The sequence below is a fragment of the Natrononativus amylolyticus genome (genome assembly GCF_024362525.1).
GTDB classification, from domain to species: Archaea; Halobacteriota; Halobacteria; order Halobacteriales; family Natrialbaceae; genus Natrononativus; species Natrononativus amylolyticus.
The window spans coordinates 167,636-187,756 of the sequence record NZ_CP101460.1 but is presented as its reverse complement, the minus strand read 5'-3'; the positions used below and the strand labels follow the sequence as shown (position 1 = coordinate 187,756).

General features: G+C 66.2%; 14 protein-coding genes. 9 read left to right on the top strand and 5 right to left on the bottom strand.

The annotated features are described in order from the left end of the window. Positions 1 to 32: 32 nt before the first annotated feature. The 5 genes from NMQ11_RS19845 to NMQ11_RS19825 all read left to right on the top strand — a co-directional run bounded on the left by NMQ11_RS19845 (position 33) and on the right by NMQ11_RS19825 (position 6,795). Positions 33 to 1,094 carry a DUF354 domain-containing protein gene (locus NMQ11_RS19845; protein WP_255171648.1) on the top strand — a complete coding sequence of 354 codons (1,062 nt, stop codon included), beginning with the start codon at positions 33 to 35 and terminating at the stop codon, positions 1,092 to 1,094. Between the two features lie 260 nt (positions 1,095 to 1,354). After that, positions 1,355 to 3,352: a glycosyltransferase family 39 protein gene (locus NMQ11_RS19840; RefSeq protein ID WP_255171647.1), complete on the top strand. Its 1,998-nt coding sequence runs from the start codon at positions 1,355 to 1,357 to the stop codon at positions 3,350 to 3,352. 307 nt (positions 3,353 to 3,659) lie between these two features. Continuing rightward, the gene (locus NMQ11_RS19835; RefSeq protein ID WP_255171646.1) at positions 3,660 to 4,754 is read left to right on the top strand and encodes a glycosyltransferase family 2 protein; all 1,095 of its coding nucleotides are present in this window, start codon (positions 3,660 to 3,662) and stop codon (positions 4,752 to 4,754) included. Further along, positions 4,751 to 5,836: a DUF354 domain-containing protein gene (locus NMQ11_RS19830; protein WP_255171645.1), complete on the top strand. Its 1,086-nt coding sequence runs from the start codon at positions 4,751 to 4,753 to the stop codon at positions 5,834 to 5,836. The genes NMQ11_RS19835 and NMQ11_RS19830 overlap by 4 nt, the downstream gene beginning before the upstream one ends. After that, the gene (locus tag NMQ11_RS19825) at positions 5,833 to 6,795 is read left to right on the top strand and encodes a glycosyltransferase family 4 protein (RefSeq protein ID WP_345781486.1); all 963 of its coding nucleotides are present in this window, start codon (positions 5,833 to 5,835) and stop codon (positions 6,793 to 6,795) included. Before NMQ11_RS19830 ends, NMQ11_RS19825 begins: the two co-directional genes overlap by 4 nt. Positions 6,796 to 7,225: 430 nt before the next feature. Here NMQ11_RS19825 and NMQ11_RS19820 read toward each other — a convergent pair whose 3' ends face one another. After that, on the bottom strand, positions 7,226 to 8,245 hold the full coding sequence (locus NMQ11_RS19820; protein ID WP_255171644.1) for a DUF1616 domain-containing protein: 1,020 nt from the start codon (positions 8,243 to 8,245) through the stop codon (positions 7,226 to 7,228). A gap of 228 nt (positions 8,246 to 8,473) precedes the next feature. On the opposite strand from NMQ11_RS19820, the gene NMQ11_RS19815 reads away from it, so the two are divergent. Continuing rightward, on the top strand, positions 8,474 to 10,540 hold the full coding sequence (locus NMQ11_RS19815) for a cation:proton antiporter (RefSeq protein ID WP_255171643.1): 2,067 nt from the start codon (positions 8,474 to 8,476) through the stop codon (positions 10,538 to 10,540). 142 nt (positions 10,541 to 10,682) lie between these two features. Here the strand turns inward: NMQ11_RS19815 and NMQ11_RS19810 are convergent, their stop codons facing one another. After that, entirely contained in the window at positions 10,683 to 12,380 is a 1,698-nt protein-coding gene (locus tag NMQ11_RS19810) for an asparagine synthase-related protein (RefSeq protein WP_255171642.1), read from the bottom strand. 611 nt (positions 12,381 to 12,991) lie between these two features. Between NMQ11_RS19810 and NMQ11_RS19805 the strand changes: the two genes are divergently transcribed. The 3 genes from NMQ11_RS19805 (at position 12,992) to NMQ11_RS19795 (ending at position 15,770) form a co-directional block, all read left to right on the top strand. After that, positions 12,992 to 14,320: a polysaccharide deacetylase family protein gene (locus tag NMQ11_RS19805; protein ID WP_255171641.1), complete on the top strand. Its 1,329-nt coding sequence runs from the start codon at positions 12,992 to 12,994 to the stop codon at positions 14,318 to 14,320. Between the two features lie 213 nt (positions 14,321 to 14,533). After that, on the top strand, positions 14,534 to 15,508 hold the full coding sequence (locus NMQ11_RS19800) for a glycosyltransferase family 2 protein (RefSeq protein WP_255171640.1): 975 nt from the start codon (positions 14,534 to 14,536) through the stop codon (positions 15,506 to 15,508). A gap of 85 nt (positions 15,509 to 15,593) precedes the next feature. Further along, complete coding sequence (locus NMQ11_RS19795) at positions 15,594 to 15,770, top strand: DUF5786 family protein (RefSeq protein ID WP_255171639.1); 177 nt, start codon at positions 15,594 to 15,596, stop codon at positions 15,768 to 15,770. A 5-nt stretch (positions 15,771 to 15,775) separates the two neighbouring features. Here NMQ11_RS19795 and NMQ11_RS19790 read toward each other — a convergent pair whose 3' ends face one another. The 3 genes from NMQ11_RS19790 to NMQ11_RS19780 all read right to left on the bottom strand — a co-directional run bounded on the left by NMQ11_RS19790 (position 15,776) and on the right by NMQ11_RS19780 (position 20,002). Next, positions 15,776 to 16,420, bottom strand: coding sequence for a DUF7504 family protein (locus NMQ11_RS19790; RefSeq protein ID WP_255171638.1), 645 nt, complete (start codon positions 16,418 to 16,420; stop codon positions 15,776 to 15,778). A 163-nt stretch (positions 16,421 to 16,583) separates the two neighbouring features. Then, positions 16,584 to 18,164 (bottom strand): oligosaccharide flippase family protein, encoded by a 1,581-nt coding sequence (locus NMQ11_RS19785; RefSeq protein WP_255171637.1) that lies wholly within the window; start codon positions 18,162 to 18,164, stop codon positions 16,584 to 16,586. Between the two features lie 302 nt (positions 18,165 to 18,466). Continuing rightward, positions 18,467 to 20,002 carry a right-handed parallel beta-helix repeat-containing protein gene (locus NMQ11_RS19780; RefSeq protein ID WP_255171636.1) on the bottom strand — a complete coding sequence of 512 codons (1,536 nt, stop codon included), beginning with the start codon at positions 20,000 to 20,002 and terminating at the stop codon, positions 18,467 to 18,469. Positions 20,003 to 20,121 lie beyond the last annotated feature (119 nt).

Sequence of the window (20,121 nt, the reverse complement as noted above, 5' to 3'; positions counted from 1 at the left end):
GCGACCAGTCAGATTCCGGGGGTGAACCGCGCGTGAGAGTCATCGTCACCGTCGAGTGCGCAGACCACGTTCGGTTTTTCAGACACGCGATCCGGACGCTCGAGGCCGACGATCACGACGTGTGCGTCTTCGCGCGGGAGCGCCCCGCGGTCCTGGAGGCGCTCGAGCGGTTCGAGATTCCCCACGTCGGCCTGGGAGGGACGGGCGACCGTCTCGGCGAGCCGGCGCGCAGCCAGCTCGAGTACGAGACGCGGCTGTTGAAACACGCCCGCCGCCTCGAGCCCGACGTGCTCAGCGCCGTAAACGCCAGCGCAGTCGCCCACGTCGCGTCGCTCGTCGGCGCTCGAAGCGTCGTGTTCAGCGACACCGACCGGACGACGCTCCTCGGCCGGCTCACCCGACCGCTCGTGGACACCGTCTGTGTCCCTCGCCGCGTCGAGACGGAGTCGACGGCGGGCGTGATCCGCCACCGGAGCTACCACGAGCTGGCGTACCTCCACCCGAACCGGTTCACGCCCGATCGAAGCCTCCGGGCGGACCTCACGCCGGACGCCGAACCCGGCGACCGGCTCGTGCTCACGACGCTCGCCTCCTGGGAGGACGACGAGCCCTCGAAAACCCTCGAGTTCGTCGAGCGACTCGAGCGCGAGGGCGCGACGGTGCTGATCGCCGCCGAGACGCCGCTTCCGGAGCCGCTCGAGCGGCGGCGACGCTCCCTCGACGCCCACCGCGTACACGACGCCCTCGCCTGCGCCGACCTCGTCGTGACCGAGCGGTCGACGACCGCGGTCGAGAGCGCCGTTCTCGGCACGCCGACGGTGTACGTCAGCGACTGCGAGCGACGAGCCACCCACCAACTCGAGGACGAGTTCGAACTGGTGTTCAACGTCCGGGGGCGAAACGCGCGAGCGGAGGCGTTCGCGACCGCCGTGACCGCACTCGAGGAGCCGCCGTCGACGTGGCAGCGCCGCCGGGAGCGGCTCTTATCGGAGACCTGTGACATGACGACCGTCATCGTCAACGCCATTGCCGGGGCCAGCCAGCCACCGAGTACAGACGCAGAACCGATTCCAGATGCAACCCACCCGAGGTAATCCCATGTACGTCTCTCATACTGTCGGACAGAACTATTCGACAATCGATCGCTCGAGTGTGGCAGTCCCCGTCGGCGACAGCCACGAATTTGCGGTCGACGTCTCACTGATTTCTGTCCGACAGTATCAGCCGGGTACAGGCCCGTTCTGTGCCCCGCACACCACGGTTTTCGACGACCGCGAGCGACGCCTGACGTCGGCGTCCGGCGGCGGTTTGATCGCTCTCGAGGACGCCGCCGATCCGGCGGGAGGTGGTTCCGATGGTGGGTAGCTGGGTGAGCCACAAGCTCCAGAACCGGCGCTACGACGTCGACGTGGCCGTCCTCGGGCTGATCGCAGCGATGTTGCTGTTCCCGATGCGGTTTTTCGTCAGTCAGATTCTGATCGAGCTCGTGCCGATCGTCGTCGGCACCGGCTGTCTGCTCTACCTGCTCGCCGCTCGCAGCGAGCGTCGAACCGCGAACGCGCTTCCCGCGCTCCCCGCGACCGTCGTCCGGGTCGCGCCGAGCGTCGTCATGCTCGGCGTCGGGATCCTCGCGGTGATGGCGACGCTGATGGGCGGGCGAAACGTGGTCTTCTACGACGTCGCCGCGATCCTCGCGTCGCTGGTGCTGGCCCAGATCCTGTTCGCCCACGAAGAGGACCTCACGCCGGGGATCATCCTGACCCAGATCGTCGCGCTCGCGGCCGTCATCCGGCTCGCGGCGGTCTTTACGACGACGACGTACTTCGGCGTCGACGTCTGGACGCACATGATCCAGTTCGTCGGCGGTATCCACGAGGCCGAGTCGCTCGGAGCGATCGCCGGCGACAAACACTTCGCCGCCCCGTTCTTCCACCTGCTCGTCGTCGGGGCGACGCACGTCCTGGATCTGTCGCCGCGGATGGCGCTGTTCATGACGATCGGGCTGGTGATGCCGTTTTCGGCGGTGCTCGTCTACATGGCCGCGCGGCTCCTCGTCCCGACGCGGTGGGCGCTGTTCGCCGCCGGCCTCTACAGTATCTCCGACCACGCAATTCAGTGGGGTATCCACGTCATTCCGACCAGCATGGGGATCGTGTTCTTCCTCGCGTTCCTCTACGTGCTCCTGCGGGTGCTACACTCTGACTACAAGACGCGGGACTTCTTCTTGCTCATCCTGCTGTCGGTGGCAGTGATCCTCACCCACCAGGTCTCGTCGTTCATCATGCTCGTGTTGCTCGGGGCGGGACTGGCCGGGAAGCTCCTGCTCTCGACGGGGCTGTTCACCGTCCCCTCGACGCGGTCGACGAGGGGGTCGAACATCCCCGACAGCGTCAACCTCTCGGGACTGCTGGTGTTCAACCTCGGCTTCATCACGTTCATGTGGTCGCTGACCCCCTACCAGGGGTCGAACTTCCTGACGACGATCCTGGACTGGTTCGGCGACTCGATCGCCAGTTCCGGACTCTTCCAGCTCCAGAGTACGCGGGAGACCGAAGACGGCGAGATCGAGGCCGTCGAGGAGACGGCGACGATGGCCGGCGAGTTCGCGACCTACATCGACGAACTCGGCTTCCTGCTGTTGCTGTTGCTGGCGCTCGTGGGTTGTCTGTACCTCCTGCAGCGCCAGCGGGCCAGCCACTCCGCGTTCACGATGCTAACGGCGATCTCGATCATGCTCGTGTTCGTGCTCGGACTGCCGCTGTTCGGGATCGTGAACTTCATCCCCGGTCGGTGGTTCGCCTTCCTCTACGCGCTGCTGGCGATCACGGGCGCGATCGGCGTCCGGTTCCTCGCTCGAGAGGGGAACCCGACCCTGGTGGTCGTCGTCCTCGTGGTCTTCCTGCTCGCATTCCCGTCGATCATGATGCTGTCCGGAAACGGAGCGATCGACAACCCGCCGTTCCCCGGCGAGCAGGAGCGACTCGGCTACACCGAACAGGAACTCGACGCCGCCGACAGCATCGCGCTCATGACCGGCTCGCCGTCGGCCGCTGACCTACGAAACGACCAGCTGATACGGACCGACCAGCCCTACCAGACGATGATCGAGCGAGGAATGTCGTACCCGACCGAGGCGGCGACGATAAACCAGAGTGAGCCGGTGACACACGACCTCACCCTGTATCGCGGCCACCAGTCCGACGGAGCGACGTACTTCTCCGACCGGGACCACCCGGTGAACATGGACATCCCGGAGGAGCGCATCTGCCGGGCCGATCAGAGCACGCTCTACGACAACGGGGACGTCCGGCTCTGTCAGGCGATGGGGCCGGGCGACAGCCCGCCCTCCTGACGGGAACCGGTGACGGTCTCACGAACCCGCCGCGGTTACAGCCGCCGGACGGAGAGCGCGGATAGAAAGCGCACGAGCGGTGGCGAATGAACGGTTTCGCCGCCGCAAGCGGCGGACGAACGACGTTATCTGTTTCGTAATGACAGCCCTTGTGCGGTCTATAATAAGGTGCTCCGGGCGACGCTAGTCGATCGAACATGAACGAGTGTGTATCGTCAGTGAACGGACCATCGCGGCCCCATCGGCACCACACCGGGATGGAGACGCCCGTAACCGAGGACGGCGCGCCTCTTTCGGAGGGAGCGTGATGTACGAGGGACACACCGTCGCCGTCGTCGTTCCGGCGTACAACGAGGAAGGGTTCGTCGGCGACGTGATCGAGTCGGTTCCGGACTACATCGACCGCATCTACGTCGTCGACGACGCCTCGAGCGACGATACCTGGGCGGAGATCAAAGCGACCGCCCGGCGGGTCAACGAGCGGTACCGCAACGAGGGCGACTCGCTGTACACTGACGGCGGGGGTGCCACCTCACAGGAGCGCGTTACGTCGTCGTTCGAGGGACAGTCCGACGGCGGCGCCCCCGCGCTATCGGCGGACGACCAGTCCGGCGGCGACCGCGTCGTTCCGATCCAGCACGGGCAGAACCGCGGCGTCGGCGGTGCGATCAAGACCGGCTACACGCGCGCGCTCGAAGACGGCATCGACATCGCGACGGTGATGGCCGGCGACGACCAGATGGACGCGACGTACCTGCCCGACCTGCTCGATCCGATCGTGGCCGGGAAGGCCGACTACGCGAAGGGCAACCGGCTGCTGTACCCGGATCACCGCGAGTCGATGTCCTCCTGGCGGCTGTTCGGCAACTCCCTGCTGTCGTTCCTGACCAAGATCGCCAGCGGCTACTGGAAGACGATGGACCCTCAGAACGGCTACACGGCGATCTCGCGGCGGGCGCTCGAGACGGTCGACATCGACGCCCTCTACGACAGGTACGGCTTTGCGAACGAGCTGCTGGTCCACCTGAACGTCCACGACCTGCGGGTGGCCGACGTCGCTATCCCGGCCGTCTACGGCGACGAGACGAGCCACATCAGGTACCGCTCGTTCGTGCCGACGCTCTCGAAGCTGCTGCTCTCGAGTTTCCTCTGGCGGCTCCGCCGGAAGTACCTCCTGATGAACTTCCACCCGCTGGCGCTGCTGTACGTCCACGGCGCGGCCTTTGCCGGCGTCGGCGCGCTGTTGGCCGGCGCGACGCTCGTCGCCGCCCTGCTCGGAAGCGCCTCGACGACGCTCGGCGTCTCCGCGGTGCTCGGACTGGCGATCGGGACCTACGCGCTGATCCAGGCGATGATCTACGACATGCGCGAGAGCGAGGACCTCGAGGTGCGCGTCCAATGAAACTGATCGTCACGATCCAGCACCCCGGTCACGTCCACTTCTACAAGCACGCGATCAGGGAACTCGAGTCAGAGGGCCACGAGGTCCACGTCGTCGCCCGCGACAAGGAGATCGCCGTCGACTTACTCGAGCGCTACGGCATCGATCACACCGTGCTGGCGGGCGAGAGCGGCACGCTCGCCGAGCTGGCGGTCGTCCAGGCGACCTACGAGTGGCGGCTGCTCCAGTACGCCCGCCGGATCGATCCGGACGTCATCACCGGCATCGGCGGCGTCGCCGCCGCCCACGTCGCGAAGCTCACGGACGCGAGGAGCGTCGTCTTCACCGACACCGAGCACGCGACGCTCATCAATACGATCACGCACCCGATCGCCGACGTCGTCTGCACGCCGACGTGTTACACCAAGCGGATCGGCAGCCAGCAGGTGACCTACCCCAGCTACCACGAACTCGCCTACCTCCACCCCGACCGGTTCACCCCCGACCCGGGCGTGTTCGACTCGATGGACGTCGGTCCCGAGGACACCATCGCCGTCGTCCGCCTGAACGGCTGGGACTCCTCGCACGACATCGGAGCGACCGGCCTCGACGACGTGAGCGCGGTCGTCCGCCGGCTCGAGGACGCCGGTGCGGAGGTGCTCATCACCTCCGAGATCCCGCTGCCCGACGAACTCGAGCGCTGCCGGGCGACGGTGCCGCCCGACGAGATCCACCACCTCCTCGCCTACACGGACCTGTTCCTCGGCGAGGGCGCGACGATGGCCTCCGAGTGTGCGAACCTCGGCACCCCCGCGGTGTACGTCAACAGCCTGACGATGGGGTACACGGACGAACTCGAGGAGGAGTACGGGCTGCTGTACAACTTCCCCGAGGAGGGCGGGCAGGCCGCCGCCCTCGAGCAGGCGGTCGAGATCCTCGAGGCGCCCGACGGCGGCCCGTGGGAGGAGCGCCACGAGCGGCTGCTCGCCGACAAGGTGGACACGACGAACGTGATCCTCGAACTGCTCGAGGACGTCGCCGGCGCCCGGAAACCACCCGCCGTCATCACCGGTGAGCGGACGGCACCCGCCCCACAGCTATGAGCGTCCCGACCGCCGCGACGGAGACCCGCGCCGCCGAGATGCGGGTGCTTCAGCTGGTCAACACGCCGCGGTCGTTCTTCGAGAAGCAGGTCGACGTCCTCGAGCGCCTCGGTGTCGAGTGTACCACGCTGACGGTTCCGGGGGTCCACTCGCCCGAGGAGACGCGCTCGCCGGTCGACTACGCGAAGTACTACCCGCAGGTGCTCAACCACCTCCGGGGCGACTACGACCTGGTTCACGCCCACTACGGGCTGATGGGACCGTTCGCGATCGCGCAACCCGCGGTTCCGACCGTCTTGACGCTGTGGGGCTCCGATCTGATGATGGATCACCCGTTCGTCCCGCGGCTCAGCCGCCTCTCCGCCCGATTGAGCGACGCCGTCATCGTCCCCTCGCGGGTGATGGGCGAGGCGCTGTCGACGCCACACCACCTCGTTCCGTGGGGGATCGACACCGAGCTGTTCCGGCCGATCGACCGCGACCGCGCCCGCGAACACGTCGGCTGGGTCACCGACGAACCGATCGCGCTGTTTCCCTACAAGGCCGGCCGGGAGGTGAAGAACTACCCGCTCGCCGAACGCGTCGTCGACGCCGCCGACGCGGAGGTCGACCTGCGGACGCTGAACGACGTCCCCTACGAGGACGTCCCCTACTACATGAACGCCGCCGACCTCGTGCTCGTCACCTCCAGACGCGAGAGCGGGCCGATGGTCGTCAAGGAGGCCGCCGCCTGCAACGTCCCCGTCGTCTCGACGGACGTCGGGTTCGTCCGCGAGACGATCGAGGACGTCTCGCACTCGTACGTCTGTACCTCAGTCGACGAACTGGTGGCGGGCCTCGAGGCCGTCGTCCGCGACCGACCCCGGTCGGACGGACGCGAGCGCGTCGACGGGCTGAGCCTCGAGAGTTCGGGCGAGCACGTGCGAGCCGTGTACCGGAACGTTCTCGCGGGCGAGTAAGCCCGGCGCGAACTCGCTTTCGACGACCGGACCAGCGAGTGTCGCGGCCAGCGGCCGGAGATGTGGGCCACAGGACGGCTCACCCGTAATCCGACCGGCCGTACCGTGGACGGGTCCGCTCGAACCGGGACCGACAACACGATCGCGTAGCTCCCCAGCGCTCCGAGGATTGCGAGCGACGCGGTAGCCGTGGCGACCGGCTGTACGCTGCAGACCGCGCCCGGCGGGCCCGCGTCAGTCAGACCACCACACGTCGTTCGACTGCCAAGCGGGTTCCGGCGACCGACCCCTCAGTTTACGTGCGGCGCCGCGGCCCACCCGGAGGGGCTCGAGGACGAAGTGACGGCACGAACGCGCCGTGGCCGACCGGTCCGAGAGCAACCGACGGGTGCGAAAAGAAGACGAAGTCGAATCGAGGGAATGACGGCGACTAGCCGTCGACCTGCACCCGGAAGTCGATCGCCCGGTAGGCGTTCTCCTCGCTGGGGTCGTCGGGGACGTCACCCTCGTAGAGCAACACGACCAGCCGGAGGTCGTCGCCGGTCATCGTCGGCTCGAACGTCAGCGTGTGGTTGACGCGTTCGCCGTCGGCGACGCTGATCTGCTCGCGCTCGAGTTCGTCCTGCTCGTGGATCTCGATCGACTGGGCGTCCCTGTCGACCTGCTGGAGCTGGACGACCGCCGTGTACTCGACGTCCTGACCCTCCTGGTTTACGATCGAGACGGGGAACTCCGCGCCCTCACCCGCCGTGAACGTGTCCGGATACCAGGTCGTGGTCTCGCCGTCGACGCCGTCGGTCAGGACGTGAAACTCGGTGTAGGACTCGTCGTGGTCGGCTGGCGTCGCGACCATGTAGCCGAACCCGATGAGCGCGATCAGGATGGTGACGATGAACAGGACGTTGTACACCCCGAGAGAGGCGTCGTCGCGTCGGCGGGGGCGCGATCTGGACGGCTCGCGCGTGAACAGAAACCCGGTGAGCAGCATGACCGACGGCGCGTAGCGCTTCTCGGCGGGCACCTGCCACCGAACGACGAACGCGGCGAGCGTGAGCACGCCGATCAGCGCACAGAGGCCGACGAGAATCGGGAACAGCGTGACCCCGTACGGCGTGAAGTGCGAGACGAGCACGACCGCCGGAAACAGCGCGATGCTGAACACGACCGAGAGCCCGACGCGTTCGACCGGCTCGAGCATGTAGTCGTGTGGCAGGCGCTCGAGCAGGTTGCCCGTCCGCTCGGTCGCGTCGTCCCGGTCGTTCGGATCGAAGTCGTGCATCGCCGGGTAGAGAACGGCGAGCATGGCGTAGCCCGGAACGAACAGGATCAACGGCAGCGCGAAGACCGTCCGAACGGCGCCGCCGACGTCGGCGTACACCATGAGTCCCGCCGCCGCGGTGTAAACGATGACGGCCAGAAGATCCAGAAACCACAGTCGTCCAGCGTTCATTGGCCGGGACTAGCGGTCGAGGCGGGTTTATTATGTCCCGGATAAATCGAACGTCGGCGGGCCGTTACGACCGAATCCGAGCCCGATAGCCAGAAACCGACGACTTATTAACCTGCTATACGTCCCACCGACTAGACACGGCGACCGGTGTGAGGCGTCGACACCACGACCGATTATCGAGGCGTTGGAACAGACCACGACGAGACATGTACGGGAACACGACGAAACGTGATCGCCAGTAGCGCGCCGTTTCTCGCGGGTCTCGAGTTCCCGCTCGAGGAGCCGGTTCTCATCTTCACCATCGCGATGGCGGTCTTTCTCGCGGGGCCGCTGGTCGTCAAGCGGCTCGGCCAGCCGGGGATCGTCGGCATCGTCGTCGTCGGTGCCGCGATCGGGCCGAACGCGCTGGGGCTCGTCGAGCACACCTCGGCGATCGTCCTGCTCGGCGAGGTCGGCCTCATCTACCTGCTGTTTACCGTCGGGCTCGAGCTCGACTTACAGGGGTTCAAGGACGCCCCGGAGAACGCCGCGCTGTTCGGGCTGGCGAGTTTCTTCCTGCCGTTTCTCGTCGGGACGGCGGTGACGTACACGGTTCTCGGCCTCGAGTTCTACGCCGCGTTGTTGCTCTCTGCGGTGTTCGCCTCCCACACCCTGCTCGCGTACCCGATCGTCAACCGGCTGGGCGTGACGAAAAACCGCGCCGTCACCGCCGTCTTCGGCGGCATTCTCTTTACTGACACGCTCGCGCTGGTCGTCCTCGCGATCGTCACCGGTGCGGTCGACGGTGACGTCACCGTCTGGCTGTTCGCCCAGGTGTTCCTCTCGCTCGCGATCCTCTTCGGCGGCGCCTGGTTCGTCATCCCGCCGCTCTCTCGCCGGTTCTTCCAGAACTTCAGCCAGGAGAGCTACTTCGAGTTCCTGTTCGTGATGGTGGCGATCTTTGCCGCCGCCAGCCTCGCGGAGGTGCTCGAGCTCTCGCCGATTCTCGGCGCGTTCGTCGCCGGAATCGCGCTCAACCGGCTGATCCCGCAGGGCGGGACGCTGATAAACCGCATCGAGTTCGTCGGGAACGCGTTCTTCATCCCGTTTTTCCTGTTACACGTCGGGATGCTGGTCGACCCGTCCGTGATCCTCGACGGGCCGCAGACGCTCCAGATCGCCGCGGTGATCATCGCGATCATGATCGGAACGAAGGCGGCGGCCGCTCAACTCGTCGCGGCCGTCCAGGGCTATACGAACCTCGAGCGCAACGTCATCTTCGGGCTCTCGACCGGGCAGGCCGCCGCCGCGCTCGCGATTACGCTCATCGGCTACGAGGCCGAGCTGTTCGGATCCGAGGTCCTCAACGCCGTCGTCCTGATGCTGCTGGTGACCGCCCTGGTCAGCCCCTGGCTCACCGAGCGGGCGGCGACCGCGCTCGCACTCGAGCGGGAAGTCGGGGACGGCGCGGACAGCGTGAGTGACCCGAACATCCTCCTTCCGCTCTCACACCACGCGGAGCTCCAGGAGCGGCTGCTCGAGCTCTCGTTCGTGCTCAAAGGCGAGCGCGGAACCGAGCCGGTCCACGTCCTCACCGTGGTCCAGCCCGACCGGAGCAAATCGCCCGAAACCCAGATCGCCGAGGTCCGCCAGGAGCTCGAGGGGGTCGCCGCGATCGGCGGCGCCGCCGAGACGCCGGTTCACACCGAGGCGCGAGTCAACCACAACGTCGCAAGCGGAATCGTCCAGGGAGCCCTCGAGGTCGAGGCCAACCAGATCCTGATGGGGTGGGACGCCACCCAGTCGTTCAGCCACCGGATCTTCGGTAGCATCATCGACCAGGTGCTCGACCGGACGTCGCTGCCCGTACTCATCTCGCGGCTCGGTCACCCGATCAACACGACGAAGCGACTGTTCGTCGTCGTCCCCATCGGAGCCGACCACCACGAGGGGTTCTACGAGGCAGTTCACATCACGAAGCGACTCGCCGCGAGCCTCGGAGTGCCGATGACGGTGCTGGTCGTCGAGGGGACGTCCCACCAGTTCGAGCGCCTGTTCGAACTCGTCGAGGAAGACGTCAGCGCGGAATTCGAGGAGGTAGCGGAGTGGGGACAGCTGCTCCCCGACCTCGAGGAGCGAACCGACGGGGACGACCTGATCGTCTCCATCTCGCCCCGCCGAGGCGACGTCGGCTGGCACACCGAGCTCTCGGATCTCCCCGCCCGACTGGCCGACCTGCCACCGGCGTCGTTCATCACGATCCACCCGCGACAGGGTGAGCCGGAGTACGACCGCCAGTACCTCCGCATCGAGTGAGCAGTCCGACCGGCGGAGCAGTTCGGACCGGACGACTCCGCGGAGAGCCCCCGGTCGCTCGAACTCGAGCGTCGGAGAACGACCCGTCGACGCGCGATAGACGGCCGAAACGGTCTCGAGAGCGGTCTCGAGTCGCGAACGCTCAGTCGAGCGCGACGGAGGAGTAGTTGGGGGCGAGCAGCTCCTCGGTTCGGAGGTCGGTGGAGACGCAGTGGTCGAGCCAGCCGAGGGCGTCGTTCGCCCGGAGTTTGTGCCGAGGCGGTAGCTCGTGGAGGTACGCCCGGTCGGGGAACAGCCGCTGGTCCAGGTTGTACTGGTTGAACACCTCGATCCGGTCGGGCCAGGCGCCCTGGGGCGATCGGACGAACGGCGTCTTCTTGCAGACGTAGCCGCGGATCGCGTTGAGGACCTGGGACTTGTGCGGCCGATCCGGCGGCGAGTGACGCAGGATGTCGGGGTCGAGCTGTTCGATCGCCTTGAGGAACGTTCGCGTGTTCCGGTGTTCCGGTGGCGTCGTCAGGTGCCAGTCGAGCAGTTCGACGTCGGTGATCAGCATCGACTCGAGGTAGTTGTCCGCGAGGTGGACCCGGAAGGGCAGCGTCGGCTGGTTCGCGATCCCACAGCAGTCGAGGCGGTTGTGGACGTTCTCCGCGCGGTCGTAGTAGGTGACGAGTTCGGAGCCGATCGCATCGAGGACGAACGAGTGAGGGTCGCCGTCGACGTTGGTACAGCGAGCGACCGTCTCGCTCTTCTCGAGGACGTAGCCGAAGCGGTCGACGAGCACCTGGACCGGGTCCGGATCGGGCTCGAGCTGTGGCAGCGGCAGGCGCTTGCCGAACATATCGACGTGCTTTCGCTCGACGAAGTGACCGCGGATCAGCGTATCACAGAGCAGCCCGTGATACATCGTATCCACGTCGATACCGCCCGTGTACCCCGCGTGGTGGATGTGAAGCGACTCCTTGATCCCCTGGGAGTACATCGTCTTCTCCGGCCCCGCCATCAGGTAGCGCTCGTCGGGCTCGAACACCGTGTGCTCGGCGCCGTACTGCGCTGCCAGCTTTTCGGCGCCGACGGTCTCCGGGTCGCCCGCGCTACCGATCGTGTAGCAGTGCTCGATCGAGGGGACCTGCGAGAGCAACAGCCGGGAGTCGTAGCCCGCCGAGAGCAACAACCCCTCGCGACCGGGGTTTCGAGAGCGACGCGCGATAGCCCGTCGGAGCCGTGCCGCGAGCTCGTCGACGTAGTCGAACTCCTGGGGATTGTAGACGAAGCGCTCGAGCGTTCCGACCTCGGAAGCCGTGAGGAAGCCGTCGAACGGGACCCTGTGAAGCTGCTCGAGCAGCGTCTTCTCGCCGAAGACCGTCCCGATGTGCATGAACTCGCGCAGCGAGTCGCGGTGGACGTCGTGTCGATCAGTCGTTCGGGCGACGGCGGCCGCGTCCGTCCCGAACGTTCGCACGCCGCAGTCGTCCGTGTAGAAACACTCCCAGGACCGGATCGGATCGGTGGCGACGATCGTCTCGTCGTCGGTGTCGACGACGGCGACGTACGAGCCGTTGAGGACCGACAGTGCGTCCGTGCCGTACTCCTTGAAGGTGTCGAGCAGCCACGCTGCGGTGTTGGCGCCGGCGGAGTTCGGGGGAAACGCCTCGCCCCAGACCACACAGCAGCCGTCGTCGCGGTCGGCGACCGAACTTCGGCTCGGGATACCGAGTCCGGGATCGCGAATCCCGACGGTGAGCGTCGGACCCTCGAGAACCTCGTCGAACTGGCGTCGCGAGCGGTGTCGGTAGAAGTCGTCCCGATCGCCGAAGACGCCGAACAGTTCCTTGTTCATAGCTTGGTAGTCGTCGTGTGAGCGTCTGACGGGGTCCGTGCGGTGTGTGGACGACCGTCGTCCCACCGCGTACACCGGCATCGAACGCACCCGTCCCGGTTCATACACGACAGGTGACGAGTAGCGCTATTAACTATGGGCGAAATAAGCCCTCGTCGGTCTCGATTTCACGTGTTTTCGCTCCCCCAAGATCGGCCGTCGGGGGACGAAGTCGCCGGCGAGCGTGCGCTTCGAGAGCAGGGCACACCTCGGAACGTGACACGACGAGTTGGCGACCGCGAGCGGACTGGCGGAAACGGCACGTCCCGCAGACTCGGCGGCTCGGGCGGCTGAATACGGACTGGTGAAAGCTGCAGCGACGTCCTCGACTCGCCGCGGTTTGGCGAGTTTTACCGCGGTTTGGCGGATTTCGGACGCGTTCGCCGCCCGACGACGTCCATGCAACCATTGTTACCGCGCCCGCCCGCGCGGGGTGGGGATGAATCGACGTGAAACGAGTCGGTAAGACTGTACAGACTGTTGCACAGTGTTCTGAAACATATTATCTAGGATATAAGAGGTGGTTACGAACCAGATAAGAAAAACCCTTCACTGCATCGGAAGCAGTACAGATGACTCGACAAAACAGGCGGCGATTCATTGCGAGTGCCGGAGCGGCGGGAATTGCGACCGGATTGGCCGGCTGTGTTGACAGCCTCCGCGACACAGGCGCGGGCGGAGACGACGACGACGGCGGCGCGAACAACACCTCCACGGACGGCGGCAACGGCGGCGGAGATACGGACGAGGCCGACGATCCAGTCGAAGACGACGACGAGGTTGGAGAGCTCATCTCCGACTTCGACGAGGACTTCGACAGCTGGTACGAACTCGACTCCTACGGTGACTTCGGAACCGAGACCGACGAGTACAAGACCGGCGAGCGGGCGCTTCGGATGGTCGCCGAGGAAGACGACGCGTACGTCGGCGTCCAGCGCTCGTTCTCCGAGCCCCTCGACCTGGAGGGCAAGAACCTCTCGCTCGCGCTGAAGGTCAACGAGCCGGAGTTCTACCGGATCGAAGTGCGCCTGCACGCGCCCGGGTCGGGGAACATGCTCCACCTCAACCGGACCCACACCGGGCCGTCGAACCACTGGATGCGCGTCGATCTGGGCGCGACCGGCGAGACCGGCAGCCCCGACCTGAGCGAGGTCTACGACATCCAGATCATCGCCCGGCGGCGCGACCAGGACGACCCGGACCTCGACTTCGTCGTCGACGAGCTGCGCGCGGTCGACGCCCCGGACACGGGCGTCGTGATGCTGACGTGGGACGACAACCACGAGAGCCAGTGGCGCGCCTTCGAGATGATGGAAGAGTACGGCTTCCCCGGCACCGCGGGTGTCATCCACCACGCCGTCGGCGCCGGCGACCGACTCGACACCGGCCAGCTCCGCGAGATGCAAAGCGCCGGCTGGGACATCGTCTCTCACCCCCATCCCGAGGGTAACTGGAGCACGCCGTTCACCGAGGAGGACTTCGACGAGAACGAGCAGCGCCAGATGCTCGAGGACTCGAAGCGCTGGCTCCAGCAGCGCGGCTTCGAGGAGGGAGCCGAGCACTACATCGCGCCGGGTAACGTCCGCGACGCCACGAACGTCGAACTGCTGCGCGAGATCCACGAGTCGTCGCTCAGCTTCGGCGGCGGGAACACCGGTATCCCGATGACCGACACCCACGCGATGGGGCGGATCGACGGCCACGACGTCGACCTGGTCAAGGACTACATCGACCTCGCCGCGAAGTACAAGCAGGCGTGTATCCCGATGTGGCACGTCGTCGGCGAGGAGTACGACAACGCCGAAGTCACCGAAGACGAGTACGAGGAGATCCTCGAGCACATCGACGACGCCGACGTCGAGGTTGTCACGCAGTCCCAGATCGCCAGCGACGACTTCTAACCGCTCGCACCGAACCCCGCGCTAGCACACCACGATTCCGGTGGAAATCGACAGCCCGTCTTTTCTCGAGCGATCACCGGAAACGCACTCGACGCCGACGGAGAGCGACACTCCGGGCGCGAGACACGCGCCGACAGCGTCGCGTGACTCGGCGATCCTCCCGGCTCGTTACGCGGGAGATAATAATACCGTTGAGGGGGCTAGCTGTGTCCAATGCCGACCGTCAGCGTCGTTATTCCGACGTACAACCGCGAAGAGATCCTGCCGCGGGCGATCGATAGCGTCCTCGCTCAGACGTACGACGACTGGGAGCTGCTCGTCGTCGACGACGGCTCGAGCGACGACACCGTCGACGTCGTCCGGAGCTACGAGGACGACCGCGTCCGCTGTCTGGAACACGAGACGAACCAGGGGGCGAACGCCGCACGGAACACCGGAATCGACGAGGTCGAGGGCGAGTACGTCGCCTTCCTCGACTCCGACGACGCCTGGGACGAGACGAAACTCGAGAAACAGCTCGATGCCCTCGAGGCCAAACCCGACGACGAGAACTGGGTGGCCGCCTACTGCGGCTTCGAGATCAACGCGGCCGGCAGCGGCTGGTGGCTCAAAGAGCGCGTCGCCGCGGTGCTCGCGCTGGCCGACGAGGAGCGGCCGATGGAGGGCGGCGAGGAGCTGATCGGCGAGGTGCTTGCCGACAACGTCCATTCGGGAGCAGGTTCGACGCTGATCGTCGAGACCGACGTCGCCCGCGAGATCGGCGGCTTCGACGAGGAACTCGAGCGGTTTCAGGACCCGGAGTTCCTGCTTCGCATCCTCGAGGTCGGAAAGGTCGCCTACGTCGACGAACCGCTTGTCACCCGGTTCGAGACGCCGGTGCCGGACGCCGAGACGATCGAACGCGCCGACGAGCAGTACCTCGGAACGTACGCCGACACCGTCGAGGCGCTCGAGGCCGAGGGGTACGAGATCCGGGCCGCACACAACCTCGTGCTCGCGAAGCTGTTCCTGCGGGAGGGCGAACTCGCGAAAGGTGTCGGCTACCTGCGTCACTCGACGGCGAGCCCCCGTCACGGGCCGGGACTCACCTGGGCGACCGCACAGGGGCTGCGCGGCCGAGGAGCGCCCGCGGTCGCCGGAGCGGCGGCGCTCGCGGCCGTCGCGGCGGTCGTCTGGTTCCGGCGGTAAGCGCGTCGGTCGATCCGGCTATCTCACCGCCGACGGTTTCGGCTCGCATCAACACGCCTTTCACCCTCCGGCCGGTAGGGTGTGTATGGGTTTTGGTAGCTACGACGAGTCCGAGCAACAGCACCAACAGCGCGACGACGAGGACGTCGACGCGGTCACCGTCCACGAAAACGATCACGACGGGGAACTAACGTTCGAATCCGAGCTGTCGACGGCAGAACTCGTCTCGCAACTCGGTTCGATGAAAGACGACGAGGAGTAGTCGCGTCACCTGGTTCTCGACGGCTGGTACTCGAGGGAGAGCCGTCCGTCCGCGCGCCGTTCGACCCAGACGATCTCGCTCGCGAGCGCCGACAGGGCGCGCATCGTCGCCTCGTCGTGGCGGGTGTACTCGACGCCGATCGTCGCGATCCCGGTGGTCGAACGGCCGGCCTCGAGAAACGACGCGAGGACGGTCGCCGGCGCTTCGGCGGACTCCTCGAGGATCGGAGAGATCGAGGCGATCGACAGCGAGACGGGGCCGGACGACGCGACGAACGCGTCGTGAAGCTCCGAGAGCGCGACCGTCGTCCGTTCGATGTCGCCGGGGACGGGCGTGCGGATCGTCGGCGTCTCGCGGTACAGCGCCGTCAGCCGCTCACCGGCCGTCGTCTCGACCACCCCGAGTCGATCGAACTCGTCGCCGCACGGCGACTCGAGGCGGGCGGTGCTCTCCTGGCCAGTCGTGACGGCGATCGCGGCGCCGGCGGTCGCAGCGTCGCGTGCGAGAAGGGCGAAGGGAAGCTCTCGGCAGTCGGAATCCGCCGGCATCGCGACCAGAACGGTCGCTCCGGGCGAGAGCGTCGGCGGTATCGGCTGGTCCTCGAGGTCGAACGCTGCCGGGTCGGGCGGCGAGTAGGTCGTGGAAGTCATGGAATCACGGCGGTCGGCTCCGAAAAACCGGCTCGCGGGCGGCCGACGGGGGTAGCCGCGCTAGACGGACGCACGCAATCGCGAGCGACGCGGAAAATCGGAACCGAACGGTTAGCGTCCCGTTGGGACGCGAGGAACAAGTGTGTTTCGTCAGCGGGTTCGCTCAGATCCGAAGATACTGCACCAGTTCGCTCTCGGCGTTGACCCGGTGAACCCAGCGACAGAGCGGCTTCGCCCGCGAACCGATCGGGTCGGGAAACTCCGCCAGAATCTCGAGCAGTTCGGAGAGCCCGACGGCCCGGAAGAAGATCGCGATCGCGAGGAAGATCACCAGCCCTGCGGGGGGAACGACGAACAGCGAGATCGGAACCAGCCCGAGAACCGGGATCGCGATCGGCGCCGAGAGAGCGTTCGCGAGCGCGAAGATCGGAACGGCGGCGACGACGGTCGTGGCGACGACGCGGCCGAACCTCGCGTCGGAGACGGGGTCGAACCCGACCTGCCAGGCGCTCCAGACGTGGAAGATCGCCATCGAGCCGTAGCCGATCGAGGTCGCGACGGCCGCGCCGTGCATGCCGTAGCGGGGGATCAACAGCGCGTTGAGGACGACGTTGATGACCGCCGCCGATCCGGTCGCCATGATCGGGTACGTGAGTTCGCCCTTCCCCTGGCTGACCGCGAGGATCGGGCGGGCGAGGGCGAACCCGAGCGCGCCGGGGAGCAACAACAGCAGCGGTTCGACGACGGGTTCGGAGCCGGCTCCCCAGTACACCGGGACGACGTCTCGAGCGAGGGCCGCGATGCCGAGTGACATGATCGCGGTCAACAGGAACGTGTACCGGGTCGTTCGCGCGGAGAGCCGCGAGACGAGCTGGTTTTTCCCCTGCGACCAGAGCTCCGACGTCGAGTGGACGAACACCGTCTGGAGGGTCACGGGAACGAACCAGAGGAACTCCGCGAACACCAGCGCCGCCTTGTAGTGACCGACCTCCTCGCTGGTCCCCAGCGCCTGCAGCATCATCACGTCGATGTGATACAGCGACATGAGCAGGAAGACGAGCACGATCGACAGCGAGTTGAACGTCATCATCTCCCGCCGCGGGAACGACTCGTCGGGGAACTCGAAGACGCTCCTGAGAGACTGATAGAAGTGCAGGACGATCATCCCGAGCGTCGCCGCAAGCGCCGTCGCGACGATCTGGCCGAGGAGCGCACCGACGACGCCGAAACCGAAGTAGACCAGCGGGAGCGCGACCGCGACGAACATCACGTTGTAGAGGACTTTCAGCGGCTCGGAGTACTTCTCGAGGCCGAAGCCCATCAGCGACTTCCGGGCGAACGCCCAGTACTGGGAGGCGAGGACGAGCGCGATCAGCACGTAGAAGTACGTCGTGAACTCGGGGCTCCAGACGATTTCGAACACGCCAGCGTACGTGAGAACGCCCAGCACCGTCACGCCGAGCACGCCGAGCAGCGTCGCGAGTCGGAAGTAGTAGCCGATGACGTGGGCCTCCCAGCGAGGGTCGTCGCGGTCCTCGGCGACGTACTTTCGGACACCGTCGGCGATGCCGGAGCTGACGAGAATCATGAAGATAGCGTGAGCGGACATCACCGTCGCGTACGCGCCGAACTCGGAGGGGCCGAGCCACCGGTAGAGAATCGGCGTCGAGAGGATCCCCAAAACGAGATGGACGAACTTACCGCCGGCGACCGAGAGAATACCGCTCAACAAACTCCGTTGCACGGGATCACCTCAGAACGAGGGGGAGACGCCGCGGGGCTACCCCGCCGACGGCGGTCGCGCCAACGGGCGTTCCGGGGGACTGATTCGCGCATGTGGAGTCGGTACCGAAGATTCCCTACCGAAGTAGTTTATTATGGATCTACTAGGGGTGCGAGCTTAGTACGTGCCTAGACGGTTTTCGACCGCACATCGGACGAACAACCGCCGATTACGGCCCAATAACGGTAAAAGAGAGCGAGGAAATCCGCGTGCGATCGGAGACTGGCGAGGTTACAGCGCTCGGAACTCGGCTCCGGGGCGAGTTACAGGTAGGCGTTTCGGTCGAACTCGGTCGAGCCGTTTCTATCGTCGACGCCGTTGTAGATCCGGTTGTTGAGCACGCGCGTCCCGTTGGCGACCGAGTCGATTCGAAGCCCCTCCTGGCCCCGGTCCGATCGGAGGTACGATCCCATGATGAGCGGGTCGGCTCCGTGTGCGAGCACCGGGTAGTCGGGCGTCATGAGCGTGCTCTGGTGGACGAGCGTATCGGAGGCGACGATTTCGACACCGCGGCGGCGCGAGTCGCCGTTTGTCCTGACGCTGCAGGATCGAACCTCGGCGCCGTCGCGGTTGAGTCGGAACGCCGACGTGTGATTCTCCGAGCCGACGTCGCCGCGGACGGTGACGTTGGTGAGCACCGCGCGGCGGGGGTTCGCGGCGCTCGTCTCCCTGAGGAAGACCGCGAATCCGCCGTCGGTGTTCATCCTGATGTCCGTGTCCGAAACGATGACCTGCTCGGTGGATCTTCGCGTGCTGATCGCGTCGGCGACGATGTTACCGTCGACGCGAATGTCGCAGTCGCGGATTTCCGTGTACTCGCCGTTCTGGATGAGGACGGCCTCGCCGTTCGCGGACGCGAGGTTCATCGTCGTGTCTTCGATCTGGACGATGCCGCCGTCCTGGACGCGAACCGCGTTCTGGCGCTGGTCGTCGGGGCGGTTCGTATCGACCTCGAGGGTCGCGCCCTTGATCGAGCTGTCGTAGCCGCCGATCCGGATCTGAGCGACGTTGCTGTTCCTGTAGTGGCCGCCGCGGACGCGGATGCTCCCGCTCCCGCCCTTCGCGTAGAGGCCGTTGTCCGGGAACCCTCCGAGGACGCAGTCACGGTAGGTGAGCGTCCCGGCGTTGTAGTCGTTCGAGATGATCCCCGTCGGGCCGACCCAGTGGTTGCCCGCGTGGGGCGTGTACTTGTTGTACTCGCCGCCGTGGGGTGCGCGGAATCGCTCGACGAGTCCGCTCCCGCTCGGGTCCCTGATGGCGAAGCGGCCCGGCCCCCACGTACCGCTGTCGTGGGTGCCGACGAAGTCGATGTCCCGGACCAGGAGGTCGTCCGTGACGTCCGCGTCGATCAGACGCAGGCCGGTGCCGTCGGCGCGCCAGTCGATATCGAACCCTTCGAAGTGGAGGCCGTTGCCGGGTGCGGCGGGAATGCCGAGGTTGAACAGGCGGTGGTTGCGCGGTCGGTTGAAGTTGTGGTAATCCGCCGGAACGATATCGGCGTCCGGGCCGTACAGACCGAAGTTTTCGAAGTTGACGAATCGGAACTCCTGGTCGAAGTAGTATCGCCCCTCGGGGAAGTACAGCAGCGTGTCGTCGGTCTTGAAGTTCTCGATGATCGGATTGACCGAGTTGTTCCGGCTCGTGTGCTGGGCGCCGGCGGCGTTCGGGTCGGCGCCCTCGTCGACGACGTTGATGACCGTTCTGTACTGGTCGAACAGTTCCTGACGCTCGCTGGACGCGGAGACGCTCGAGGTCATGAAGGCGAGTGCCGCCGTCGAACCGGCGAGTCCGGAGAGCATCGATCGACGGGAGAGCGAGCGCGATCGGCCGTCGTCGGAGGTAGTGGTCGCTGTCTCAGATGCGGAGGGCCCGGCAGTGGGTCTGCTGTCCTGCATTGAGAGGACGATTGGACAGTTCG